Raw genomic sequence first — 19,924 nt, 5'->3', positions numbered from 1 at the left:
TACCTTCTATAAAGGCATCATTAATGAGGTGTCTAACTCTTCGCTTTCAATTACAATTGCCATGAGTCCAGCTTCTGTTTTGGTTTCGTGCCATTCATGTTTATCCCAGAGAACCGCTTCGCCACAACGAACTTTGATGTATTCATTTGCTTCCCCTCTAACCCAACCCTCTCCACTTACTATTAAAAGGAGTTGAGGAACTACAGCTTGGTGATAACCTATGACCCCACCCTCAGCTAAATGCATACATCCGATATGAGCTGCTTTGTTGGTCTGCGTTATACGTGACATTACGAAATTAGAATCGAATTTGGTAATCTTTTTCCCTGACTCTTGTTTAAATTGAAATATTCTCATGTTTACCTCCGCAATAGTGACTAAGTTAACTTCCTATAATGGTAACTATCTTTATGATGGGTATCATCCTATTTCACTAATTTATGGATAATCCGATCAGATGAGTCTATCATAACTCCAATAGGTTGGGGAGAGTTTGCTTAAAATCATCTTTTTTATTAGCCTGCGCCAATGTTTCTATGAAGCTGTGCTTCATGAAATCTTCATTTGAAAGAGTAGTTCAGAGCCTTCCCAAACATAATATGCGGTGTTATAATTAAAACAAGATTTAGATTAAGTCTAAATTAAAAGAAGCGAATCAAAGCAATCCATTATAAAATTCAAATTCTATTTTTATATTCGAGAGGGGATAAATTCCATGAGCACAATCCAAACTAGAAACAACACTTTTGCTAACAATGCCACAGCACTTCAAGAGGTCCTGAACCGTCAGATCGCAGGTTGGTCCGTACTATACACGAAACTGCATAACTTCCACTGGTATGTCCAAGGACCTCATTTCTTCACACTGCATGCCAAATTCGAAGAACTGTACAACTTGGCTACAGCAAATATGGACGAAGTTGCAGAACGTTTGCTGGCTATTGGTGGACGTCCGGTGGCTACGATGGGTGAACAGTTACGTCTGTCTCCGATTGAAGAGGCACAAGGCCAGTTGTCTGCTGAGCGTATGGTAGAGTCGGTGGTTGCTGATCTGCGTACGATGGTGGATGTGATTCATCAAGGCATTCACGAAGCAGGAGAAGCAGAAGATAACGCAACAGAAGATATGCTGATTGGATTCACTGCTGCACTGGATAAAGAGGTTTGGATGTTAAACGCATTTTTGGGCAAATAAGCAAGGTTACCCTTCATCCTGACAACGATATGTAGAGTCCGTGAACAAACTGTCCGTTCGCTTACAAATCCAGTGCGCTTGCCGTATAATGATGGCATCCAAGATGTACAGAATGGTGGAATGAATGATGCGGTCAGACCTGGAACAATTGCAGGAAGAAGCTGAACGGTTTATATATACATGTTATGAAGAGCTGGGTCATTCGCGTGAAGACGTGCAGGCCCGGCTTGTTGCCGTTATGGGAGAGATCGAAGCAACGGGTACTTATGTGCATACCACAGAAGAATTAGAGCAGGGGTGCAAAATGGCCTGGCGGAACAGTAATCGCTGCATCGGACGGCTGTTCTGGGACAAACTTCGGATCGTGGATGCCCGTCATGCCGATACGGCAGGAACGGCAGCGGATGCGGTGATGAATCATATTCATGTGGCATCCAACGGAGGCAAAGTAATTCCGATGATTACTATCCTTCCACCGGATGGGCCGAATGGAGCTCCGGTACGTGTCTGGAATCATCAACTTATTCGTTATGCAGGATATGAGACAGAGCAAGGCATTATTGGAGATCCTGCTTCGGTGGAACTGACCAAGGCGGCGATGTCACTTGGCTGGCAAGGAGCAGGTAGCTCATATGATGTGTTACCACTCATTATTCAGGCTCAAGGACAAGCGCCAGAGTGGTATGTTATACCCGAAGAAGAGATTGTGGAAGTGATGATTGAACACCCGGAGCAGAAGGAGATTGCTGAGCTGGGTATGCGTTGGTATGGTGTGCCGATGATCGCCGATATGCGTCTGGAGATTGGTGGTATATCCTACCCGGCAGCGCCGTTTAATGGTTGGTATATGGGTACCGAGATCGGCGCCCGTAATCTGGCGGACACGTTCCGGTATAACAAGCTGCCTGCGGTGGCGGAAGCGTTTGGATTGAATACGTCGAGTGAAACGACGCTGTGGAAGGATCGTGCGTTAGTTGAGCTGAATGTGGCTGTGCTGCATTCGTTCAAAAAAGCAGGTGTGAGCATTGTGGATCACCACACGGCGGCAACGCAGTTCGATTTATTTGAACAGCGGGAAGAGAAGGCTGGGCGTGAACTGACCGGAGATTGGGTGTGGCTGATTCCGCCAGTGTCCCCGGCGACAACGCATATTTTCCACAGCTCCTATCGCAATGAGATCGTGAAGCCGAACTTTTTCCGTCAGGATCAGGCGTATACCCTGAAAGATGGCGTGGCATCTGCCGCAGAACTGCGAAGCAGTGAGCAGCAGAATGCACAGGTAGAGAATCACCAGCCGCAGGCCGGAGATACACCAATGAAATGCCCGTTTGCACATTAAATTGTGCAGACGGGTTATTTTTTGTGATCCTTTTTTATCAAACGAAGGGCTTTAAAATAGGAAAAAAATGAAAAGATTCTTTTTCTATATGGAAATATATAACACGCCTATAATGAGGTCATGAATTCACATAGGGGGATTAATCCATGGGCTATATTGAAACGTTGCGAGGAATGGTTGGCAATGCTCCTGTTATTTTGGTGAGACCGAGTATATTGATCTTGAACAAGACAGGTGAGATTCTATTAGTTCGACATCTGGATGATACGTGGGGAGTACCAGGTGGAAACATGGAGCTCGGCGAATCGGTGGAAGAGTCTGCAATGCGCGAAGTCAGAGAAGAGATTGGGATAGAGATCAAGAAACTTCATCTGTATGGCGTCTTCTCAGGAAAAGAGTTATACACAAAATTAAGAAATGGGCATGAATACTACAATGTGGTCATTGGTTATATTTGCACGGAGTATGAAGGAGAACTCAAGCCAGATGGGGTGGAAGTTCTTGAAGCAAAGTTTTACAAACCAACGGAATTACCTGACAGGACCGACCCTTACTTAAAAAGAAAAATCCAAGAAAATGCAGTGCACATAGCAACATTATTGGGGAAAATATAATCGAGAGGTTGCTACCGAAACGGTTTATCTCACGAGTTGTAGAGCTTACGAACCGAGTGCGCCTTACAGGGCGGATTAATTGTGGAATTGTAATTTAACGAACTTCAGTGGCGATATATCGGCATTAACCTGCCTGAAACCGATGAGGGAGCACCATTTCGGGGAAATAGTACTTTTGTGATTCGTTAAAATACCGCCCTGTGGAAATTGAAGCGAATAACACTTGTGTAGTTCGTTAGAAAATAATTACGCCAATAAATGGATGCCTCCGTCATATTCATGACTTGTGGGACATCTCCCTTTTGCATTTACACCCGCCTTGTCTTGTACCGACTGCGCATCGCGGCCTGAACGGCAATGGCAGCAGCAATCAGCACCAGATTAAACACAAACACAGAGTAAAGCGATCCAACTTCCGTAAGCAACGCAGCAACCAGCGGAGATACGATGGAGCCGATCTCGGCAGCAGAGACAATTTTGCCTATGACAGAACTTCGACTCTCGTCCGGGATATGATCACCAATATGAGCAAAGAACGAATCCATGTAACATGCACCGCCAACCCCGCCAATGAGCATGCCAACGTAGACCCATAGATGGGAGGACGTGCTTAGAAACACAACGACCTCAATCCCAATCAGGAACATACCAAGCATGCAGAGCAGCAGACGATCGCCTAACCGGTCAGAGAGATAACCGACAAAGGGAGCAGCAGCAAGAGTAGAGATCCCGGAGACGGTGAAGGCGAGACTGGTGGCAAACGGGTCCCAATGCATGATGTGAGCTGCATACAGTGCAAAATAGGTGAGAAATACGGCATAGGCGCTCATCTCCAGAAAATGTACCGTACCGTAGCCGAGAAGCTGTTGACGCTGGGTAAACTCTGTAGTTGGGCCAATCGTTGTTGATTCGGGAGCTTGATTGGATAGGGAGGTATAATCAACTTGAGTATGCTTTGCATCAGACGGTGGTGAAGGTAAAGGAGCAGCAGTTATAGTAGTATGAGGAGGGGAGCCAATAATAGTGTCATCATCTGAAACGTCATCCGTGTGGAGCACTGAATGTGTTGAGTTGTCCAGAGGTTCTTGGTTCACGCTAGTCCAAAGCTCCTCTATTACAGGTTCGTTCAACATGTCCCCAGATTCATGTGTAGCTCTAGCTTGTGCCGTCGTCTTCATCCCCATCGCAGCGACCACGGCCATCAGACAACATACGGTAACGAGCAAAAAAGGAACCGACAATGGCCAGTGCAGCGCGAGCCAGCCACTTATGACCGGACCGAGCACCATGCCGCCGCCCTCACTACTGCTGATATATCCATTGTACAGGCCGCGGTTGTCTACATTCCCCTCATCTCCGATGATGGAACGTACGACCACGGTAAGGCCCGTGGAAGCGAGCCCCTGTAGAAGTCGGAGCAGGCCGAAGAACACTGCGGCTGTAGACAGCGCGAAGCCACCCATACAGACAGCGAGTAGTAACAGCATCAGGATGAGAGCTTTTTTACCACCTAGTTTCTTATAAATTGCCGCTGCAGGAACGCCACCAATCACTTTCCCCACATAAAAAAGCGCAAAAATAACCCCCATCATCCAGCCGGACAGGCCGAATTCTTCAATAAATAAAGGAAACAGGGGCAGGATCATGAATCCGCCCATCTGACTAAGGAAACAAATGGTCATCAGCAAGGGCAAGTTTCGACGAATATCCAAGAGCCAAGACTCCTCTCACACATAAAATGGAATCCTAAACGTACTTCATTTCCCAAAGGAATGCGTAGATATCGACATATACCCGTAATGTATGCAGAATTTTTGAAAATAAGAAGAAATGACACGCGGCGTTTACATCAAAACCATTGCGGATATACCTGAATCATATATAATAGATGGGTTATCTATAAGGATGCATGAACGAAAGTGTACAGACTTAAGAGGTACCTCAAGTATAAGGGGGCGATGTGAAGCATGTCAGAACAACAACCGATTATCCGCTTCGAAGCGGTGACTCAGCAATACGATCAGGATGAAGCCGTATTGAAGGCGGTCAGCTTTGAGATTGAGCGGGGTAAATTTTATACGCTTCTCGGCCCGTCAGGGTGCGGGAAAACAACGATATTGCGGCTGATTGCCGGCTTTGCGGAGCCAACACAGGGCAGTATTTATTTTAACGGTAAACTCATCAACCGGGTGCCTGCCCACCAGCGTCAGGTGAATACCGTATTTCAGGATTACGCGTTATTTCCACATTTGAATGTGTTTGAGAACGTAGCTTTTGGTTTGCGGATCAAAAAGATGAAAACGGCTGAAATTCGCAGCAAAGTGTTGGAAGCCCTCAAATTCGTCAATCTATCCGGGTATGAAAACCGGGAAATTGGCGAAATGTCCGGTGGACAACGACAACGTGTCGCGATTGCACGCGCGATTGTGAACGAACCTGAAATTCTGCTGCTGGACGAGCCGCTCTCGGCACTTGATCTGAAATTACGGACCGAAATGCAGTACGAGCTGCGGGAGCTGCAACAGCGACTGGGAATCACGTTCATTTTTGTTACGCATGATCAGGAGGAAGCCTTGGCGATGTCCGACGAGATCTTTGTCCTGAATGGCGGCGTGATTCAACAGAGCGGTACACCGAATGATATCTATGATGAGCCAATTAACCGCTTTGTAGCCGACTTTATCGGGGAATCGAACATTGTATCGGGCAAAATGAAGCAGGACTTTGTGGTGGAATTCGCTGGCGCACAGCACGAGTGTGTCGATCAGGGTCTCCAGCGGGACGAGCCGGTAGAGATAGTCATTCGCCCAGAGGATCTGGAGATTACAACCGAAGACCAAGGCAAGCTCAAGGTTAATGTGGACTCCCAGTTATTCCGCGGGGTGCATTACGAGATATCTACGTACGACGATGCGGGCAATGAGTGGCTTGTTCATTCAACCAAGAAAGCCGTTGTCGGCGCGCGGATAGGGCTGTATTTTGACCCAGAAGCTGTGCACGTCATGCGCTTTAACGAGACCGAGGAAGAGTTCGACAAACGACTTGAAGCTTACCAAGAGGCCGCTCATGCAGACTAAGGCCAGCACACGCAATGCGTATCTGATTCCATATGTATTATGGATGGTGTTGTTCGTGGTGGCGCCGGTTCTGCTGGTCATCTATTATTCGTTCTTCGATGTAGAGGGCAATTTTACGTTTGGTAACTACGCCCGATTCTTCACACCGGTGTACTTGCAGATGACGCTCAGTTCGTTCTGGTATGCATTTCTGATTACGGCGTTCTCGTTGCTGATCTCCTACCCGACGGCGTATATGCTGACCCGGACGAAGCACAAGCAGCTGTGGTTGCTGCTGATCATTCTGCCAAGCTGGATCAATCTCTTGTTAAAAGCGTACGCCTTCATCGGTCTGTTCGGAACTTACGGTCTGACCAACTCCCTGCTTGAAGTCGTGGGTATTGGTACACAGCAGATTTTGTTCACCGACTTTAGTTTTATCTTTGTCTCGGTGTACATCTTCATTCCATTCATGATCCTGCCGATCTTCAATGCGCTGGAAGAGATGAATCCATCTTTGATCTATGCGGCGCGGGATCTGGGAGCCTCATCCTGGCTGACATTCCGCCGGGTTATCTTTCCGCTGACAATTAGTGGAGTAAAATCAGGCTGTCAGGCTGTATTTATTCCTGCGCTGTCTCTGTTCATGATTACCCGCCTCATTGCGGGGAACCGTGTAATTACGCTGGGAACAGCGATTGAACAGCATTTTCTCGTCACCCAGGACTGGGGGATGGGTTCAACGATTGCCGTCTTTTTGATTATTGCGATGGCGATTATTATGTTCCTGACTGGATCAGGCAAGAAGGAGGTGCGTAATGGGAAGAAACGGAAAGCTGTCTAACGTCTATCTAGCCGTTGTATTCGCCATATTGTACGCACCGATTGCGTATCTGATCTTCTACTCCTTCAACAGTGGCGGCCACATGCGCAGCTTCGAAGGATTCACGCTTGAATGGTACAAAGAGGTGTTCGCTGATACTCGGCTGCTCATCATTGTGCTGAATACATTTATCATCGCGCTCCTGTCATCAGCGATCTCGACAATCCTTGGTGTAGCAGGAGCACTGGCGATCTACCATGTGCGTCGCAAACGGACCAAGAACACGCTGCTGTCACTCAATAACGTGCTCATCGTTAGTCCGGATGTCATCATTGGTGCGTCATTCCTGATCCTGTTCACCATGATTGGCATCAAATTGGGCTTTACTTCGGTCCTGCTGTCTCATATCGCATTCAGTGTACCGATTGTTGTGATCATGGTACTGCCGAAGCTGCAGGAGATGAGTCCAACACTGATGGATGCCGCACGTGATCTGGGCGCTGGTTCATGGCAGATTCTGACGCGTGTGGTGCTGCCATACGTGAAACCAGGTATTTTTGCCGGATTCTTCATGGCGTTGACGTACTCGCTCGATGATTTTGCAGTAACATTTTTCGTCACGGGTAATGGATACTCCACACTCTCGGTAGAGATATACTCCAGAGCAAGGCAGGGTGTTTCGTTGTCCATCAATGCTTTGTCTACCCTGTTATTCCTGCTCACGGTGCTGCTGGTAGTCGGATATTACTTCATTAACCGCCGTGCAACACGGATACCTCCCGGAGGAAAGGGGCTGCGACCATGAAGCAACTGGTACGGACATTTGCGATTGTTTTTGTGGCCGCGTTTGCCCTGATGATCCTGGCTTCGTATCTGAATAAGAGTCAGGGGTATTCTGGTGGCAACACACTGACCATCTATAACTGGGGCGATTATATCGACCCCGATCTGCTCAAGGAATTTGAGGACGAGACTGGCATTAAGGTTATCTATCAGACGTTTGATTCTAATGAAGCGATGCTGACCAAGATTGAGCAGGGCGGTACTACGTTTGATGTGGCGATTCCTTCTGAATATGCGATTAGCAAAATGAAAGAGGAAGACCTGCTCGTTCCAATTGATCACAGCAAACTGACTAACCTGAGCAACATCGATCCGCGGTTCTTGGACTTGTCCTTTGACGAAGGCAACAAGTACTCGATCCCTTATTTCTGGGGAACAGTGGGGGTTGTGTTCAATCCCGAACTGGTGGATGGATTGACGTTTGATAGCTGGAACGACCTGTGGGACCCGCGTTTGAAAAATCAAATCCTGCTCCTTGACGGTGCACGTGAAGTCATTGGGATGGGATTGAACAGTCTCGGGTATTCTCTGAACGATACCAACGAAGACCATTTACAAGAAGCACTGAAGAAGCTGTCTACACTGACACCAAACGTCAGAGCGATTGTTGGTGACGAGATCAAGATGCTGCTTGCGAACGAGGAAGCGGCAGTTGGACTTGTATGGTCCGGGGATGCATCCGAGATTATGGATGAGAACGACAAGCTGGATTACATGGTGCCAGAAGAAGGCTCGAACCTCTGGTTCGATAACATGGTTATTCCGAAGACGGCGAGTAATATTGAAGGGGCACACCAGTTTATCAACTTCATGCTGGACCCGGACCATGCCGCTCGTAATGCGGAGTATGTCGGGTATTCCACACCAAACGCCGAGGCGCTTAAGCTGCTGCCAGAGGACATCTCCGAGGATGAACGGTTCTATCCAGACGAGACACTGACAGGTAAGCTGGAGGTCTACGATAATCTGGGCAAAAAAATGCTCTCGCATTATAACGACCTGTTCCTGGAGTTTAAAATGCACAGCAAATAAGAGACGTCAGGCAAATTGGCTGAATACACGGGGATGCGATGGTTGCAATGCAACGAAGCGGAATGCATCGTATGAGGCCAATTGCAGAGGTATTCATTCGGTTGAAACAGGGTAGAGCGGTGAGGGACTGGGTGGTCAGATACAGCAGTATGCTGAACTTATATCTAAACAACTCCCCTTTATCATTCATCTGTCGTGGATCGTTTAGGTGGACGTACTAAATGCTAACGAACTCACAGCACCTTAATAGGCTGATATGGATAGAGCACCAACTGTAACGAACTTCAGCAACGCTATATCGGTATAAACGGGTGTAAAACGCGGATTTGAACTCTAAATGTACGGAATAGCAACTCTCTGATTCGTTAAAACTCAAAAAGCAGTAAATAACCGCCAATAGCATGTGTACAGTTCGTTAGATTCTGAAAAAAAGACAAAAAGGGTTGCTGCTCGTCATTTCATTTGAATGACAAGCAGCAACCCTTTTTTATTACTTACTTCAGAGCAATAGCGCTTGAAGTGCCATATAAGATGAACATTAAAGGGCACACGTTAACGGAGCGGGCAGAAATAAGCTATAGAAGCGGAGCGTTCGCCTTTATCACCGGATTTTCCCATTGTAAAAGGGGAATAAAAAAATCCGGGGATAACAGCGATCGAAAGATTATTCTGCACGCGGAGTGGCTCAGTGTGACCCCGCATCCTATTCATCTTATATGAATGACACTACATGCGCTTTTTGCGACCCACCATGATCCATGCCCCACCCATAATCAGCACAATCGCCACGAACGGTTGGATAAAGCTCAAGCTGCTCAGCATCGTGCCAATCGACATCACAGCGAAGAATAGCAACGATATCACCGTTAGAATGTTGATGGGGATCAGTAACCATTTATTCCGACCACCGAACCAGTACAGTTCAAACAAACCAACAGCTACAGCCAGAATAAAGCCTGGCCACATCGTACCCCAGTTGTTAAACAGCATAGCGATCTGACAGACGATACCAACCGTGAGCAGCAACCCACCGGGAACCAGAAGTCCAACCCCTCTGCCAATCATGGAGAAGTAGAGCCAGTGGAAGAACAGTCCTAGTGGAATCACGAATAACGTGGGCCAGAAGGTCGCAAAGATCGTACCCGGACCGAGTGAACCTCCTTGGTTCAGAATCAGGTACACGCCCAGCAAAATGAGAACAGGCGCAAGGATCGTACGTTTAGCCATAATATCTCTCCTTCTTAATACAAGATCAATTTTCCGAACGGTTGTATGTAGAGCAATTACTTTGTTATTCACAGCATACCATGAACTGGAAAAGTCTATCCTCCGTCTTTGGAGTTAAAATGAACCTAGACCAAAGTCTAGGTAAGCATTTTGGGCAACTACCTCTTCCTAGATGAGGGTGTAGTTGAACATACTAAAAACCCACTCTGCTGAAGAGTGGGTTCTGTCATTCTTTTATCCAAAACGAAGCTTGTTATTTCACCACATCCGAATGTTTCTTGCCCCAGCTGTTCACACCGTCATCCTCAATAATGGAGATGGCAGCGTCGGCGATGTCGGGGTTTGTCATCAGTTTCTCCTGAATACGGAACTTGATGTCATCCGCATCGGCGAGGCTGAGTCCTTTGGTCAGTTCAATCAGACCTTCGACATGATAATAACGGCCTTCCTGAATGATACGCATCATCTGAATATCGGCAACGTGTGTGTCTGCGAGAATGGTTTGGGACACTTTGTCCTCAATATCCTGCGGAGCGGCAACCCCGATCAATCCAATCATATTATCGTAACCGACACGGAAGGCTACAGCGATCATCAGACATCCAATAATCGTTGTCACAATGCCATCGAGCAATGCAAAATTGGTCAAGGCAATAACCACGACGGAGATTAGCGCAAGCAGGGCACCAAGTACAGCGACAACATCTTCGTAGAATACGAGACGGGTTGGTGGCGCAGCACGGCCTACATTTTTGATGGCAGCAGGGACCAAGGCAAATCCGGCGGCTTTGGGTGCGCGTGCTTCTTTGAGAATTTCCTTCATGGCTTTGATCAGAATGGCCCCGTCAATGACAATGTTCAGAACAAGCACTCCGATGTTAATCCAGAGACCGCCGGTATGACCAACAGGATGCTGCAACAGATGGATACCTTCATGGATCGTTTCATACGCCATAATGGTAACTACAATAACGGCGATCATGCAGAAAATGTTAATGACCCGTCCGAATCCGGTCGGGAAGCGGCGTGTAGGTTTTTTCTCGGACAACACACTTCCGACAAATACAAACCCTTGGTTAATGGCATCAGCGAGTGAATGCATCGCCGAAGCGAACATGGCACCACTGCCACTGAATAGGAAGGCTCCCCCTTTGCACACAGCAAGAACAGCATTACCTGCCATCGCTACGGCGGAGGATGTGTTTCCTTTTTTGATGAGAGACATAAAGCTCTCAGACTTCGGTTGTTCAGCCACTTCGTATGTTCCTCCCAGATCAATGTATTAGGTGTAGAAAAGGCAGTCATATCTATACAGCATGTGCATTTCCACTAAATGTTATTATAACCGCTTTGACATATCCCAGCATTATGCAAAAAGGGTCATATAATCATGTTTATCTCAGTACTCAATGGCCTCCAAGGCACGTAAATTCCGGTTGGATTGTTCCAATAGTTCCGTAAACGTCCCAGCGACATAATATACAAAATCCGGGTCATGCACGTACATAATAATCTGTCCAACCGTTCCTTGCTCTGTCGGATCAAAGTCGAACATCAGATACAGCGAACCACCTCCAAGCATGCCAAACGTGATCCATTTCTTTTGAAAAAGGTAGGGTTTGATTCGGGGATCAAGCTCACGGATCTCTTCTTCGGTAAAATAATCATCCATACGGTTCTCCACCAGCGTGGACTGCTCCTTTTGAATTTTTTCCAGGGATAACAGGTAAAATGGCTCGGATTCCCGTCCTTTCTCAAGGGTTGGGTACAAGACGTGAAAGCCATAACCACTCCCATTTTTACGTTTATAAAACGCACGGAAATCAGCAGGTAATCGAATACCTTGTTCACGCTCGAATGCGTCGAGCTGCTCATCCGTCACGCCTTCAAAATCGCGATATTCGTTGAGCAACTCCCGGTTTTCCTCATCCTGTACCTTCTCCTCCAGCAACATATCCAGTTCTTCCATCAATTCATATATACGCTGTTCTGGCATCCAATTCCCTCCGTATGAGCTATTCAGATAATATGGTGAGTGTATGCGAGCAAACTGATCCTAATTTCACCTCATATTATAGTTATAATCCGGAAAAGCACACAAGAAACCGGAGTCCTTGCTTTACATACTACAATGGTCTCATTATTCAAGGGCGGTAACAACAAATAAAGCGTGAGTAACAGGGGCGTTCCCTGTAACTCACGCTAGTTATTTATCTACTTTATAAATGAAACCAACCTTTTACATAATCCTCTTTATTCAAACTTCCAGCAGGACAAGCTCAGGTTACCATATTGATAGGCTTTGAACAGGAGCGATGCCCGCTTGTTCTGATCTCCCGCACCCATGGCGAGCAGCAGCGGTACAAAATGCTCCGGCGTAGGCACGGCCGCTTGAGCTGAAGGTGCCAGTTTATCATAGGAGAAGAGAGACTCCGTATCCCAACTCACCAGCTTGTCATGTAGCCAGTTGTCGAACTCTGATGCCCACGGATCAACGCCGTCACTTTCCCAGTTCAATCGACGTAGATTGTGGACGGTTCCGCCGCTGCCAATCACGAGAATATCTTGCTCACGTAAGGAAGCTAGCGCTTGTCCGACCTGATATTGCTGCTCACCTGTCAGATAGCGATTCACGGACAAGGCAATTACGGGAATATCCGCATCCGGATAGAGCAGGCGTAGAACGACCCAAGCGCCGTGATCCAGTCCACGAACGTCATCGGTCTGTACCGGAATCCCGGCTTCTGTGAATAAACGTTCCACCTCGGCTGTGGTCTCTGCCTGTCCTTGAGCCGGGTACTTGATCTGATACAGCTCGGGCTGGAAACCTCCGAAATCATAAATGGTCTCATAGTTGGCTACCGAGGATACAAGCTGAGTTGTGGATTCCCAGTGAGCAGAGAACAATACGATTGCTTTAGGTTTCGGCAGTTCTTGTCCGAGTTTCTGCAAAAATTCGGTATACACATTCTCCTCCAGTGCCAGTGATGGGGCACCATGAGCAATAAACAGGGATGGCATCATTATGAATTCAGTCCTTTCGAGTCATCGGTAGTCAGATTTGCATCCGTCCGAAGCCAGTGTTGGAATTGTTGGTATAGATCGGGGGTCACCTGATGCCCACCGTTGTAAGGTAAATATGTGACGTGATCGGTATGTTGACGGAAGAAATTGGCGTTATCTTCGCCCAGTTGCAGCGGGAATAGATGATCCTGATCCCCATGCGAGATGAACACAGACAGCTCCGAATCGGGTTGCAGCTTGTACTCGTCTTTCACAAATTGCGGGATGTACCCACTCATCGCTACAATGCCTTTAATTGCATCTCCCATAATCAGCGATAGGGTCATGGCCATAATGGCGCCCTGGCTGAATCCGGCGATATAACGCCGCTTGGGATCAATAGCATATTTGGCGGACAGATCAACAATCAACTGTTGCAGCCCCAACACGGAGGCATCATACAATTCACGGATGGGGTTGCCAATGCTTTTGATCTGAAAATAAGCATAACCATTACCCTGAACGATAGGCCCACGGATGGCAACAATAATAAAATCAGACTGCATAGGCTCCATCAAACGAAGCATATCTTGCTCATCTGATCCCATACCATGTAAGGCGAAAATCACGGGATAACGCTGATCTGGATTGTAATGAGACGGTAATCGGACTTCATGTATATAAGGAGAATTCATTGAAAACACCACCTGAAGAGGAATGAGTTAAATATATCGTTCTGACAATAAAGTTCACCAATATGAAATAAATATTCTTATTTATGAACAAAATTTATCATGGTTTCATTGTAGGGTCAATACTTTTTTTGTATGATGAATATATGTTGTTTATAAGGAAAGTCGAGTGCAGCTAATGAAGAATCACTGAAGATCAATAATATTTTATTCCCGAGGACGTGATCAGGATGTTAAAGCGTATCGTGCCTATTTTGAGAATATTTGATGAAAATAAAGCTAGAGAGTTCTACCTTGAATACCTGGGTTTTCAATTGGATTGGGAACATCGATTTGAACCGGATATGCCCTTATATATGCAAATTTCGCTTGATTCCATCGTGATTCATTTATCTGAACATCATGGAGATTGTACACCTGGAGCCGCCTTACGTGTGGAGACGGATAACTTGGATGCATTACATGGTGCACTTCGTCAGAAAGAGTACAAAAATGCGAGACCCGGTATCGAGGAGACCCCTTGGAATTCAAGGGAGATGACCGTGACAGATCCGTTTGGTAATCGGATTATATTTGTTGAGACAAGCGCTGAATAGATAACCTGAAGAAGCGACGCGGACGTCTAGTGTTTAAAAATCAATAGAAGGGAGGGACGCGATATGGATATTGGCTTGGCTATTCGTACGATCCGCAAACAGAAACAGATTACGATCATGCAGATGTGTGAGGGAACGGGGTTGTCCAAAGGTTTTATCAGCAACGTAGAAAATAACAAAACGTCACCTTCCATTGCTACGCTTGAAAGTATTGCGGATTATCTGGAAGTGCCACTTCCCTATTTGCTGCTGACACCGGAGCAACGGATGAATGTGGTACGCAAGAACGAGCGCAAGGAGACGACAGCCGGAAGCGGACAGATCAAAGTGCAGCAGCTTACAGCCAAAGGTGCGATGCGTATGTCCATTGTGGAGTTACCGCCAGGTGCTTCAACCGGGGTGAGCAAACATGCCGGAGAGGAAAGCCATTTGGTGTTGCAGGGCAAGATTCGTGCGGAGCAATGCGAAGATGTGGAAGTTCTTGAAGAGGGGGATTCGTTTACCTGGAATGCGATAGTGCCTCATGAAGTGACCAATATCGGTGAGGAGCCTGCGGTGGTGCTCATTGCGGTGTCCAAAGAATTGAGTCTGGATCATTTATAAAATAAAAAAGGACGGCTCCCAAGTCATGAACATGCGAACCTGCATACATGTACAATGGGAAACGTCCTTTTATCTTCTAACGAACTGAGCGAGCCCTATTAGATGATTTTAAGCAGATATTGAGATTGTAACGAATCTCAGACGCTTTATTTCACTGCTGTGTGTGTAATTTAGCTACATTCCACAGACTTCTGGCGAAATAACGTCGCTGAGATTCGTTACGTTTCTCATTTCCTGCAAAAGGGAACAACAAGGTGCGAGAGTTTCGTTAGAAAATCAGAAGCACACTGTCTATTGTGGATTAGTCGTCCAGATGCCTGCTGCTTTGACAAAGACACGGTCGGACAGCTTGAGCGTTGCGAGTGCAAGTTCAGCTACATCTTCCGCTTGCATCATGCGATCTTCGTCGCCAATTTTCAGTCCGGCATTGGTCGCAAGCTCCGTATTAACGGTGCTTGGAGTCAGTGCCGTTACACGAATGTTGGACTTGCGCACTTCCTGCATCAGAGATTCGGTCATGCCAAGCAATGCAAACTTGGACGCGCAGTATGCCGAACCCGTAGCGAATCCGCGTTCACCTGCAGTGGAAGCAATATTGATAATGCTGCCGCTACTTTCCTTGATCATGCTTGGAAGGACAGCGCGTGTAACGTAATATGTACCCATAACGTTGACATGCAGGATGCGTTCCCACTCTTCTGGGTCCATATCCAGCAATGTTCCGAAGCTTGCGATACCTGCATTGTTGATCAGGATATCCACTGCGCCGAGTTCCATCTCGATGGCTGCTACAGCGGCTTCGGCCTGCGTGCGATCCGAGATATCTGCTACAGCACTGGTTACTTTCACGCCGTATTCTTGACTGAGTGATTGTTGAAGAGCCTGAAGATCCGAAGCGGTACGTGCAATAAGGCCGAGGTGCACTCCTTCTTTGGCAAGAGCTTCAGCGATCGCACGGCCGATACCTTTTCCGGCACCTGTGATGATCGCTGTTTTATTTTTAAGTTCCATGTGGGTAATTCCTCCTTAGAAATGGACTAGCATTCAATTATACTATTATTACCCACAGTTCGGAAATTGGCTTCATCACTATTTGGTAATCTCGATGCTGCCAGAAGAAGTACGGGCCTTGATCACTTCCCGGCTCACCATTGGCGATTCAGGTACATCGACACTTCCGGAAGTAGCTTTAGCGTCATAAATTCCGTCAAAATCAGGTGCAGCTTGAATGAAAATATCTCCTGATGTTCCCGACGCATTAATCGGGGCGGAATGGGACTGTTCAATATGAATGCTACCCGAAGTGAATTGAACATCAGCTGCGCCGTATAATTCAGTAATCTCAATATCTCCTGATTTAATCTTACTGTTTACATGACCTGCAATCTGATCTGCCGTGAAGCTTCCGGATGTCTGTTTCACGGTCATGTCTCCATTAATCATGGAAGCGGTAATGTCGCCCGAAGTTAGAGCCAGCTCAATATTGGGTACCTTGATGTTTTCCAGACGTATGGAACCTGAGGTATTATTCAGCTCAAGCTGATTGGCACTCAGATCCGTTAGATCCCAGTCACTTGAAGAGGATTCCAGCTTAACCTCATTTAATTGGTGTCCTTCAGGCAGAGCAACCGTTATTGTGGAGTCTTGTTCATTCCAATACAGGGTGAAAAATTGCAATCGGTCACGTTCTGTCTGAGACAGTTGGAATGTGCCGTTAGATAAAGTGGCTTGTTCGAAGCTTTTTACTACGGCAGGGTCCCATTTGCCATCCACTTCGATATAACCATTCGAATCCGGGCTTACAACAAATTCAATATCTGCACTGAAATTAGCATTCATGATAATGTTCTGCAATTCATCTACTTTGAAATCCCATCGTTTAGAATAATGCTCCCGTTCATCCCCGAACTGAACGCCATAGATGGATGTCCCAAGTAAACCTATTCCGATACATATCACGGCAAGCGCAAGCCATTTTTTGGTGCTCATGCGGAAACATCTCCTTTCATCGTGTTTTTATTCCATCTAATATATTGAAGAGTGACTATTTTGAAGGCTCTAAAGACATACTTCGATGCGATGGCAAACAAAATGCCGACACCGAAAGCGCCAATCGCAACGAAGATCTCTGCTTTATCGAGTTGGCTCAGGAATAAGAAATCCACAACCGCTGCCACAGGAGCCAATACCAGCAAGGAAAGGCTGGCAATAACAAGCCATACCGACCACATCATGAGACCAAGAGGAATGCCAAGAATCAGATTCAGGAATAACAGGCCGATGGCTGTGAAAAAGTTGCGAGTGGCTCTGGTGCTGTTTTTGGCTGACCGCATTTCGCGATACGTCGGTGCATAGAACGCATCTGAACCCGGTGTATGAATGTCATAACGATCACCAAGTGCTTCCTTGGCGATCTCTTCCGGGTGTCCCAGTTCCCGAGCGATCTCTTCTTCCAGCCTGCCTTCTCGTAGTCCAAGCTCGAAGTGTTGATCATAGTCGGCGAGCAACTCAGCCCGTTCGAATGGGTCCATCGGCCGTAGATGAATTTCCATGGCTTTCATAAATTGTTGTCTATTCATTGGGGATTCCTTCCTCAATCAGATTTGCGACATTGCGCACAAATTCATTCCATTCTGTCGTCAGTGCCGTCATGTAGTCGCGACCTGTATCGGATAGTCGGTAATACTTGCGCGGCGGGCCTTCAGTTGATTCTTGCAGATAGGTGGTGCAGTAACCGTCATTTACAAGCCGGCGAAGCAAGGGATACAGTGCACCTTCAGCAACTTCGATATGTTTGGAGACCGCCTGAGCCAGTTCGTAGCCATACCGATCCTGGCGGTTAATTAATACCAGGACGCACAGCTCCAATACTCCTTTTTTGAACTGGATGTTCACATTCACACAGGTTCCTCCTTCGTAGCTTCATTTATCGCTAGTGTATATTGTTCAGTAGTGGTGAAGTCATCATAGCATCCAGTACTGTTTAATGCAAGGTAGTGACTTTAAAATAGTTCCGTATCACGATTGATCGATAATAAGTTCGTTTAATACTGATGCTTAGCTGAAGCTGTCTGTTTAGCTATAATTCAGCATACGCAAAAACCGGATCGGTTGCTTCCGTCTGGAGGCGGATTCCGATCCGGTCTGTGAGATGAACTTTTGTTTCTTTGGTTACAGGTTAATCGCTAAATGTCGGTTATTCTTGTGCATCCAGGACTTTAAGGTCTTCCACAGCAGGGCCCTCAATGACATGGCCTGCATAATCAAAGCGGGAACCATGGCATGGGCAATCCCACGAACGTTCCCCCTCGTTCCATTCGACTTCGCAACCTAGATGGGTGCAGGTGGTATCCACCAGAAACAGCTTGCCACTGGTGTCCTTGTAGGCGCCAGCACGTTTACCATTATGACGAACGACGGCTCCTTCGTCTTCACCAATATCGCTAACCTTTTTGTGCACAATGCCTACTTTACCGGAGATTAATTCTTTGGCTACATTCACATTTTCCACAATAAAGTGTTTCATACCAGGATCGGCCTTGAATCTTGCCGGATCGAATATGACAGCATGAGGGTTGTCACGTCCGGTGATGCGATCTGCGAGAATATGACCGGCCATGGTACCCGTTGTCATTCCCCATTTGGCAAACCCGGTCGCCACATAGACACGCTCATGTCTTCCGGTAATCGGTCCGATGTAAGGCACCTTGTCAATGGAGATCAGATCCTGGGCTGACCAGCGAAAAGGAATGTTGCGGATGCCAAATGTCTCCGCTGCGAACTGCTCCAGGCGTTCATAATGACCGAAGGTGCAGATGCCTTGTCCGGTTTTGTGATTTTCGCCGCCAAAGAGGATAAGTTCCTTGCCGTCATGTAAGACGGTACGCAAGGAGCGGTACGGCGTATCGTCCGAGATGTACATGCCGCCTGCATAGGGTTTCTCCGGTTCGACTAATACAGCGTAGGATCGTTCTGCGTGTAACCGCGTGAAATAAAATCCGGGGTCATAGACGGGAAAATGAGAGGCCACGACAACATGTTCCGCTGTTACGGATGGGCCATCTCCATAGGTTCGTACATGCAGTGAAGCGTCTTCCTCTACATCGATAACTGTCGTATGCTCGTAGATCTGTACCCCTTGTTTTACGGCTGAATCGAGCAAGTAGTGAAGATAGGCCAGCGGATCAAAACGTGCCTGACCCGGCATGCGAATACCTGCCCTTGCGGGAACTGGAATAGGGAGTGGATCTACCCACTCGCCAGGGATATTGAGTTTGCCATAAGCGGTTAGCTCGATCTCCAGTTTTTTGATGTTTTCTTCCGATTGAATGTAGACGTAGGCATCTTCCTCTGCCCACTGGCAATTAATCTGTTTTTCCTTCACCAAATTGCGCATCCACTTCGCTGCATCGGCATTGCCTTCATAGTACATCCGAGCCTGTTCTTGTCCGAAGTGATGCATAATTTCATCAAATATGACACCGTGCTGTGCAGATACCTTGGCCGTGGTATGACCGGTCGTGCCATCCAACACTTTTCCAGCTTCCAGCACGACTACACGCATACCCGTCTGCGCGAGCAAATAGGCTGTAGTGATCCCGGCAATACCGGCACCAATAATCGCTACATCAGCGGTGATATCTTCGGTCAGTTTTGGATAGGCATCGAATTGATGCGTAGCACGCCACAGCGATTCGGGGACCGGTGGCAGACCCGTCTTGGGCTGCTGATTGTCGTTCATTTGTCTTCCTCCTTAATCATCTTCATTCGGTTGATGCGATTGTCGTTCAGCGCACATCGTTGTACTCTTATTCATGATTGCCAGACTATGCCAGGAAAAAACGGTGTTGTTCAGATTTTGCAGAGGGGATGTTCACAATTTCCTGCGCAGAACCTCTGTT

The 19,924-nt window shown here is 47.1% G+C and carries 21 protein-coding genes; 9 read left to right on the top strand and 12 right to left on the bottom strand.

Annotated elements, in window-relative coordinates:
• Nucleotides 1-6 precede the first annotated feature (6 nt).
• Complete coding sequence (locus J2Z28_RS27030; protein WP_127548865.1) at nucleotides 7-357, bottom strand: cupin; 351 nt, start codon at nucleotides 355-357, stop codon at nucleotides 7-9.
• A 358-nt stretch (nucleotides 358-715) separates the two neighbouring features.
• Between J2Z28_RS27030 and J2Z28_RS27025 the strand changes: the two genes are divergently transcribed.
• The 3 genes from J2Z28_RS27025 to J2Z28_RS27015 all read left to right on the top strand — a co-directional run bounded on the left by J2Z28_RS27025 (nucleotide 716) and on the right by J2Z28_RS27015 (nucleotide 3,148).
• On the top strand, nucleotides 716-1,195 hold the full coding sequence (locus J2Z28_RS27025) for a Dps family protein (protein ID WP_211085253.1): 480 nt from the start codon (nucleotides 716-718) through the stop codon (nucleotides 1,193-1,195).
• A 127-nt stretch (nucleotides 1,196-1,322) separates the two neighbouring features.
• On the top strand, nucleotides 1,323-2,534 hold the full coding sequence (locus tag J2Z28_RS27020) for a nitric oxide synthase oxygenase (RefSeq protein WP_211085277.1): 1,212 nt from the start codon (nucleotides 1,323-1,325) through the stop codon (nucleotides 2,532-2,534).
• Nucleotides 2,535-2,680: 146 nt separating this feature from the next.
• The gene (locus J2Z28_RS27015) at nucleotides 2,681-3,148 is read left to right on the top strand and encodes an NUDIX hydrolase (protein ID WP_211085252.1); all 468 of its coding nucleotides are present in this window, start codon (nucleotides 2,681-2,683) and stop codon (nucleotides 3,146-3,148) included.
• Nucleotides 3,149-3,456: 308 nt separating this feature from the next.
• On the opposite strand, the gene J2Z28_RS27010 is transcribed toward J2Z28_RS27015, so the two are convergent.
• Nucleotides 3,457-4,860 carry an MFS transporter gene (locus J2Z28_RS27010; RefSeq protein WP_211085251.1) on the bottom strand — a complete coding sequence of 468 codons (1,404 nt, stop codon included), beginning with the start codon at nucleotides 4,858-4,860 and terminating at the stop codon, nucleotides 3,457-3,459.
• Between the two features lie 255 nt (nucleotides 4,861-5,115).
• Between J2Z28_RS27010 and J2Z28_RS27005 the strand changes: the two genes are divergently transcribed.
• From J2Z28_RS27005 to J2Z28_RS26990, 4 genes are read left to right on the top strand one after another with little or no spacing between them, the layout of a single operon-like run.
• Nucleotides 5,116-6,225 (top strand): ABC transporter ATP-binding protein, encoded by a 1,110-nt coding sequence (locus J2Z28_RS27005; RefSeq protein ID WP_211085250.1) that lies wholly within the window; start codon nucleotides 5,116-5,118, stop codon nucleotides 6,223-6,225.
• Complete coding sequence (locus J2Z28_RS27000; protein ID WP_017691799.1) at nucleotides 6,215-7,048, top strand: ABC transporter permease; 834 nt, start codon at nucleotides 6,215-6,217, stop codon at nucleotides 7,046-7,048. Before J2Z28_RS27005 ends, J2Z28_RS27000 begins: the two co-directional genes overlap by 11 nt.
• Complete coding sequence (locus J2Z28_RS26995; protein ID WP_036612847.1) at nucleotides 7,023-7,832, top strand: ABC transporter permease; 810 nt, start codon at nucleotides 7,023-7,025, stop codon at nucleotides 7,830-7,832. The genes J2Z28_RS27000 and J2Z28_RS26995 overlap by 26 nt, the downstream gene beginning before the upstream one ends.
• Nucleotides 7,829-8,902, top strand: a complete 1,074-nt coding sequence (locus J2Z28_RS26990; protein WP_036667861.1) for an ABC transporter substrate-binding protein — start codon at nucleotides 7,829-7,831, stop codon at nucleotides 8,900-8,902. The genes J2Z28_RS26995 and J2Z28_RS26990 overlap by 4 nt, the downstream gene beginning before the upstream one ends.
• Before the next feature lie 726 nt (nucleotides 8,903-9,628).
• Here the strand turns inward: J2Z28_RS26990 and J2Z28_RS26985 are convergent.
• The 5 genes from J2Z28_RS26985 to J2Z28_RS26965 all read right to left on the bottom strand — a co-directional run bounded on the left by J2Z28_RS26985 (nucleotide 9,629) and on the right by J2Z28_RS26965 (nucleotide 13,827).
• Complete coding sequence (locus J2Z28_RS26985; protein ID WP_017691802.1) at nucleotides 9,629-10,129, bottom strand: hypothetical protein; 501 nt, start codon at nucleotides 10,127-10,129, stop codon at nucleotides 9,629-9,631.
• 253 nt (nucleotides 10,130-10,382) lie between these two features.
• Complete coding sequence (locus tag J2Z28_RS26980) at nucleotides 10,383-11,384, bottom strand: cation diffusion facilitator family transporter (RefSeq protein WP_143781100.1); 1,002 nt, start codon at nucleotides 11,382-11,384, stop codon at nucleotides 10,383-10,385.
• 144 nt (nucleotides 11,385-11,528) lie between these two features.
• Complete coding sequence (locus tag J2Z28_RS26975; RefSeq protein WP_211085249.1) at nucleotides 11,529-12,125, bottom strand: SMI1/KNR4 family protein; 597 nt, start codon at nucleotides 12,123-12,125, stop codon at nucleotides 11,529-11,531.
• A 257-nt stretch (nucleotides 12,126-12,382) separates the two neighbouring features.
• Nucleotides 12,383-13,153, bottom strand: coding sequence for a DODA-type extradiol aromatic ring-opening family dioxygenase (locus tag J2Z28_RS26970; protein ID WP_211085248.1), 771 nt, complete (start codon nucleotides 13,151-13,153; stop codon nucleotides 12,383-12,385).
• Nucleotides 13,153-13,827: an alpha/beta hydrolase gene (locus J2Z28_RS26965; RefSeq protein ID WP_211085246.1), complete on the bottom strand. Its 675-nt coding sequence runs from the start codon at nucleotides 13,825-13,827 to the stop codon at nucleotides 13,153-13,155. Before J2Z28_RS26965 ends, J2Z28_RS26970 begins: the two co-directional genes overlap by 1 nt.
• Before the next feature lie 227 nt (nucleotides 13,828-14,054).
• Here J2Z28_RS26965 and J2Z28_RS26960 point away from each other — a divergent pair, with 227 nt between their 5' ends.
• Complete coding sequence (locus J2Z28_RS26960; RefSeq protein ID WP_211085245.1) at nucleotides 14,055-14,420, top strand: glyoxalase superfamily protein; 366 nt, start codon at nucleotides 14,055-14,057, stop codon at nucleotides 14,418-14,420.
• A 63-nt stretch (nucleotides 14,421-14,483) separates the two neighbouring features.
• On the top strand, nucleotides 14,484-15,023 hold the full coding sequence (locus tag J2Z28_RS26955) for a helix-turn-helix domain-containing protein (RefSeq protein WP_211085243.1): 540 nt from the start codon (nucleotides 14,484-14,486) through the stop codon (nucleotides 15,021-15,023).
• Nucleotides 15,024-15,314: 291 nt separating this feature from the next.
• On the opposite strand, the gene J2Z28_RS26950 is transcribed toward J2Z28_RS26955, so the two are convergent.
• The 5 genes from J2Z28_RS26950 to J2Z28_RS26930 form a co-directional block, all read right to left on the bottom strand.
• A complete protein-coding gene (locus tag J2Z28_RS26950; protein ID WP_062836838.1) occupies nucleotides 15,315-16,034 on the bottom strand; it encodes a 3-ketoacyl-ACP reductase in 720 nt (239 codons plus the stop codon).
• 78 nt (nucleotides 16,035-16,112) lie between these two features.
• Nucleotides 16,113-17,012, bottom strand: a complete 900-nt coding sequence (locus tag J2Z28_RS26945; protein WP_211085241.1) for a DUF4097 family beta strand repeat-containing protein — start codon at nucleotides 17,010-17,012, stop codon at nucleotides 16,113-16,115.
• A complete protein-coding gene (locus J2Z28_RS26940) occupies nucleotides 17,009-17,602 on the bottom strand; it encodes an HAAS signaling domain-containing protein (RefSeq protein WP_211085240.1) in 594 nt (197 codons plus the stop codon). Before J2Z28_RS26940 ends, J2Z28_RS26945 begins: the two co-directional genes overlap by 4 nt.
• Nucleotides 17,595-17,924: a PadR family transcriptional regulator gene (locus J2Z28_RS26935; RefSeq protein ID WP_036612821.1), complete on the bottom strand. Its 330-nt coding sequence runs from the start codon at nucleotides 17,922-17,924 to the stop codon at nucleotides 17,595-17,597. Before J2Z28_RS26935 ends, J2Z28_RS26940 begins: the two co-directional genes overlap by 8 nt.
• Before the next feature lie 295 nt (nucleotides 17,925-18,219).
• Entirely contained in the window at nucleotides 18,220-19,764 is a 1,545-nt protein-coding gene (locus J2Z28_RS26930; RefSeq protein WP_211085238.1) for an FAD-dependent oxidoreductase, read from the bottom strand.
• Nucleotides 19,765-19,924: the final 160 nt, after the last annotated feature.

This window comes from Paenibacillus xylanexedens (genome assembly GCF_017874615.1).
Classification (GTDB): Bacteria; Bacillota; Bacilli; order Paenibacillales; family Paenibacillaceae; genus Paenibacillus; species Paenibacillus xylanexedens.
Note: the sequence above shows the minus strand (reverse complement) of the source record. Positions and strands in the feature narration are given on the sequence as shown.

Bases quoted from the DNA above. Each gene is read 5' to 3' on its own strand.
- J2Z28_RS27030 (WP_127548865.1), bottom strand. From the start codon at position 357: ATGAGAATATTTCAATTTAAACAAGAGTCAGGGAAAAAGATTACCAAA.
- J2Z28_RS27025 (WP_211085253.1), top strand. From the start codon at position 716: ATGAGCACAATCCAAACTAGAAACAACACTTTTGCTAACAATGCCACA.
- J2Z28_RS27020 (WP_211085277.1), top strand. From the start codon at position 1,323: ATGCGGTCAGACCTGGAACAATTGCAGGAAGAAGCTGAACGGTTTATA.
- J2Z28_RS27015 (WP_211085252.1), top strand. From the start codon at position 2,681: ATGGGCTATATTGAAACGTTGCGAGGAATGGTTGGCAATGCTCCTGTT.
- J2Z28_RS27005 (WP_211085250.1), top strand. From the start codon at position 5,116: ATGTCAGAACAACAACCGATTATCCGCTTCGAAGCGGTGACTCAGCAA.
- J2Z28_RS27000 (WP_017691799.1), top strand. From the start codon at position 6,215: ATGCAGACTAAGGCCAGCACACGCAATGCGTATCTGATTCCATATGTA.
- J2Z28_RS26995 (WP_036612847.1), top strand. From the start codon at position 7,023: ATGGGAAGAAACGGAAAGCTGTCTAACGTCTATCTAGCCGTTGTATTC.
- J2Z28_RS26990 (WP_036667861.1), top strand. From the start codon at position 7,829: ATGAAGCAACTGGTACGGACATTTGCGATTGTTTTTGTGGCCGCGTTT.
- J2Z28_RS26985 (WP_017691802.1), bottom strand. From the start codon at position 10,129: ATGGCTAAACGTACGATCCTTGCGCCTGTTCTCATTTTGCTGGGCGTG.
- J2Z28_RS26975 (WP_211085249.1), bottom strand. From the start codon at position 12,125: ATGCCAGAACAGCGTATATATGAATTGATGGAAGAACTGGATATGTTG.
- J2Z28_RS26970 (WP_211085248.1), bottom strand. From the start codon at position 13,153: ATGATGCCATCCCTGTTTATTGCTCATGGTGCCCCATCACTGGCACTG.
- J2Z28_RS26965 (WP_211085246.1), bottom strand. From the start codon at position 13,827: ATGAATTCTCCTTATATACATGAAGTCCGATTACCGTCTCATTACAAT.
- J2Z28_RS26960 (WP_211085245.1), top strand. From the start codon at position 14,055: ATGTTAAAGCGTATCGTGCCTATTTTGAGAATATTTGATGAAAATAAA.
- J2Z28_RS26955 (WP_211085243.1), top strand. From the start codon at position 14,484: ATGGATATTGGCTTGGCTATTCGTACGATCCGCAAACAGAAACAGATT.
- J2Z28_RS26950 (WP_062836838.1), bottom strand. From the start codon at position 16,034: ATGGAACTTAAAAATAAAACAGCGATCATCACAGGTGCCGGAAAAGGT.
- J2Z28_RS26945 (WP_211085241.1), bottom strand. From the start codon at position 17,012: ATGAGCACCAAAAAATGGCTTGCGCTTGCCGTGATATGTATCGGAATA.
- J2Z28_RS26940 (WP_211085240.1), bottom strand. From the start codon at position 17,602: ATGAATAGACAACAATTTATGAAAGCCATGGAAATTCATCTACGGCCG.
- J2Z28_RS26930 (WP_211085238.1), bottom strand. From the start codon at position 19,764: ATGAACGACAATCAGCAGCCCAAGACGGGTCTGCCACCGGTCCCCGAA.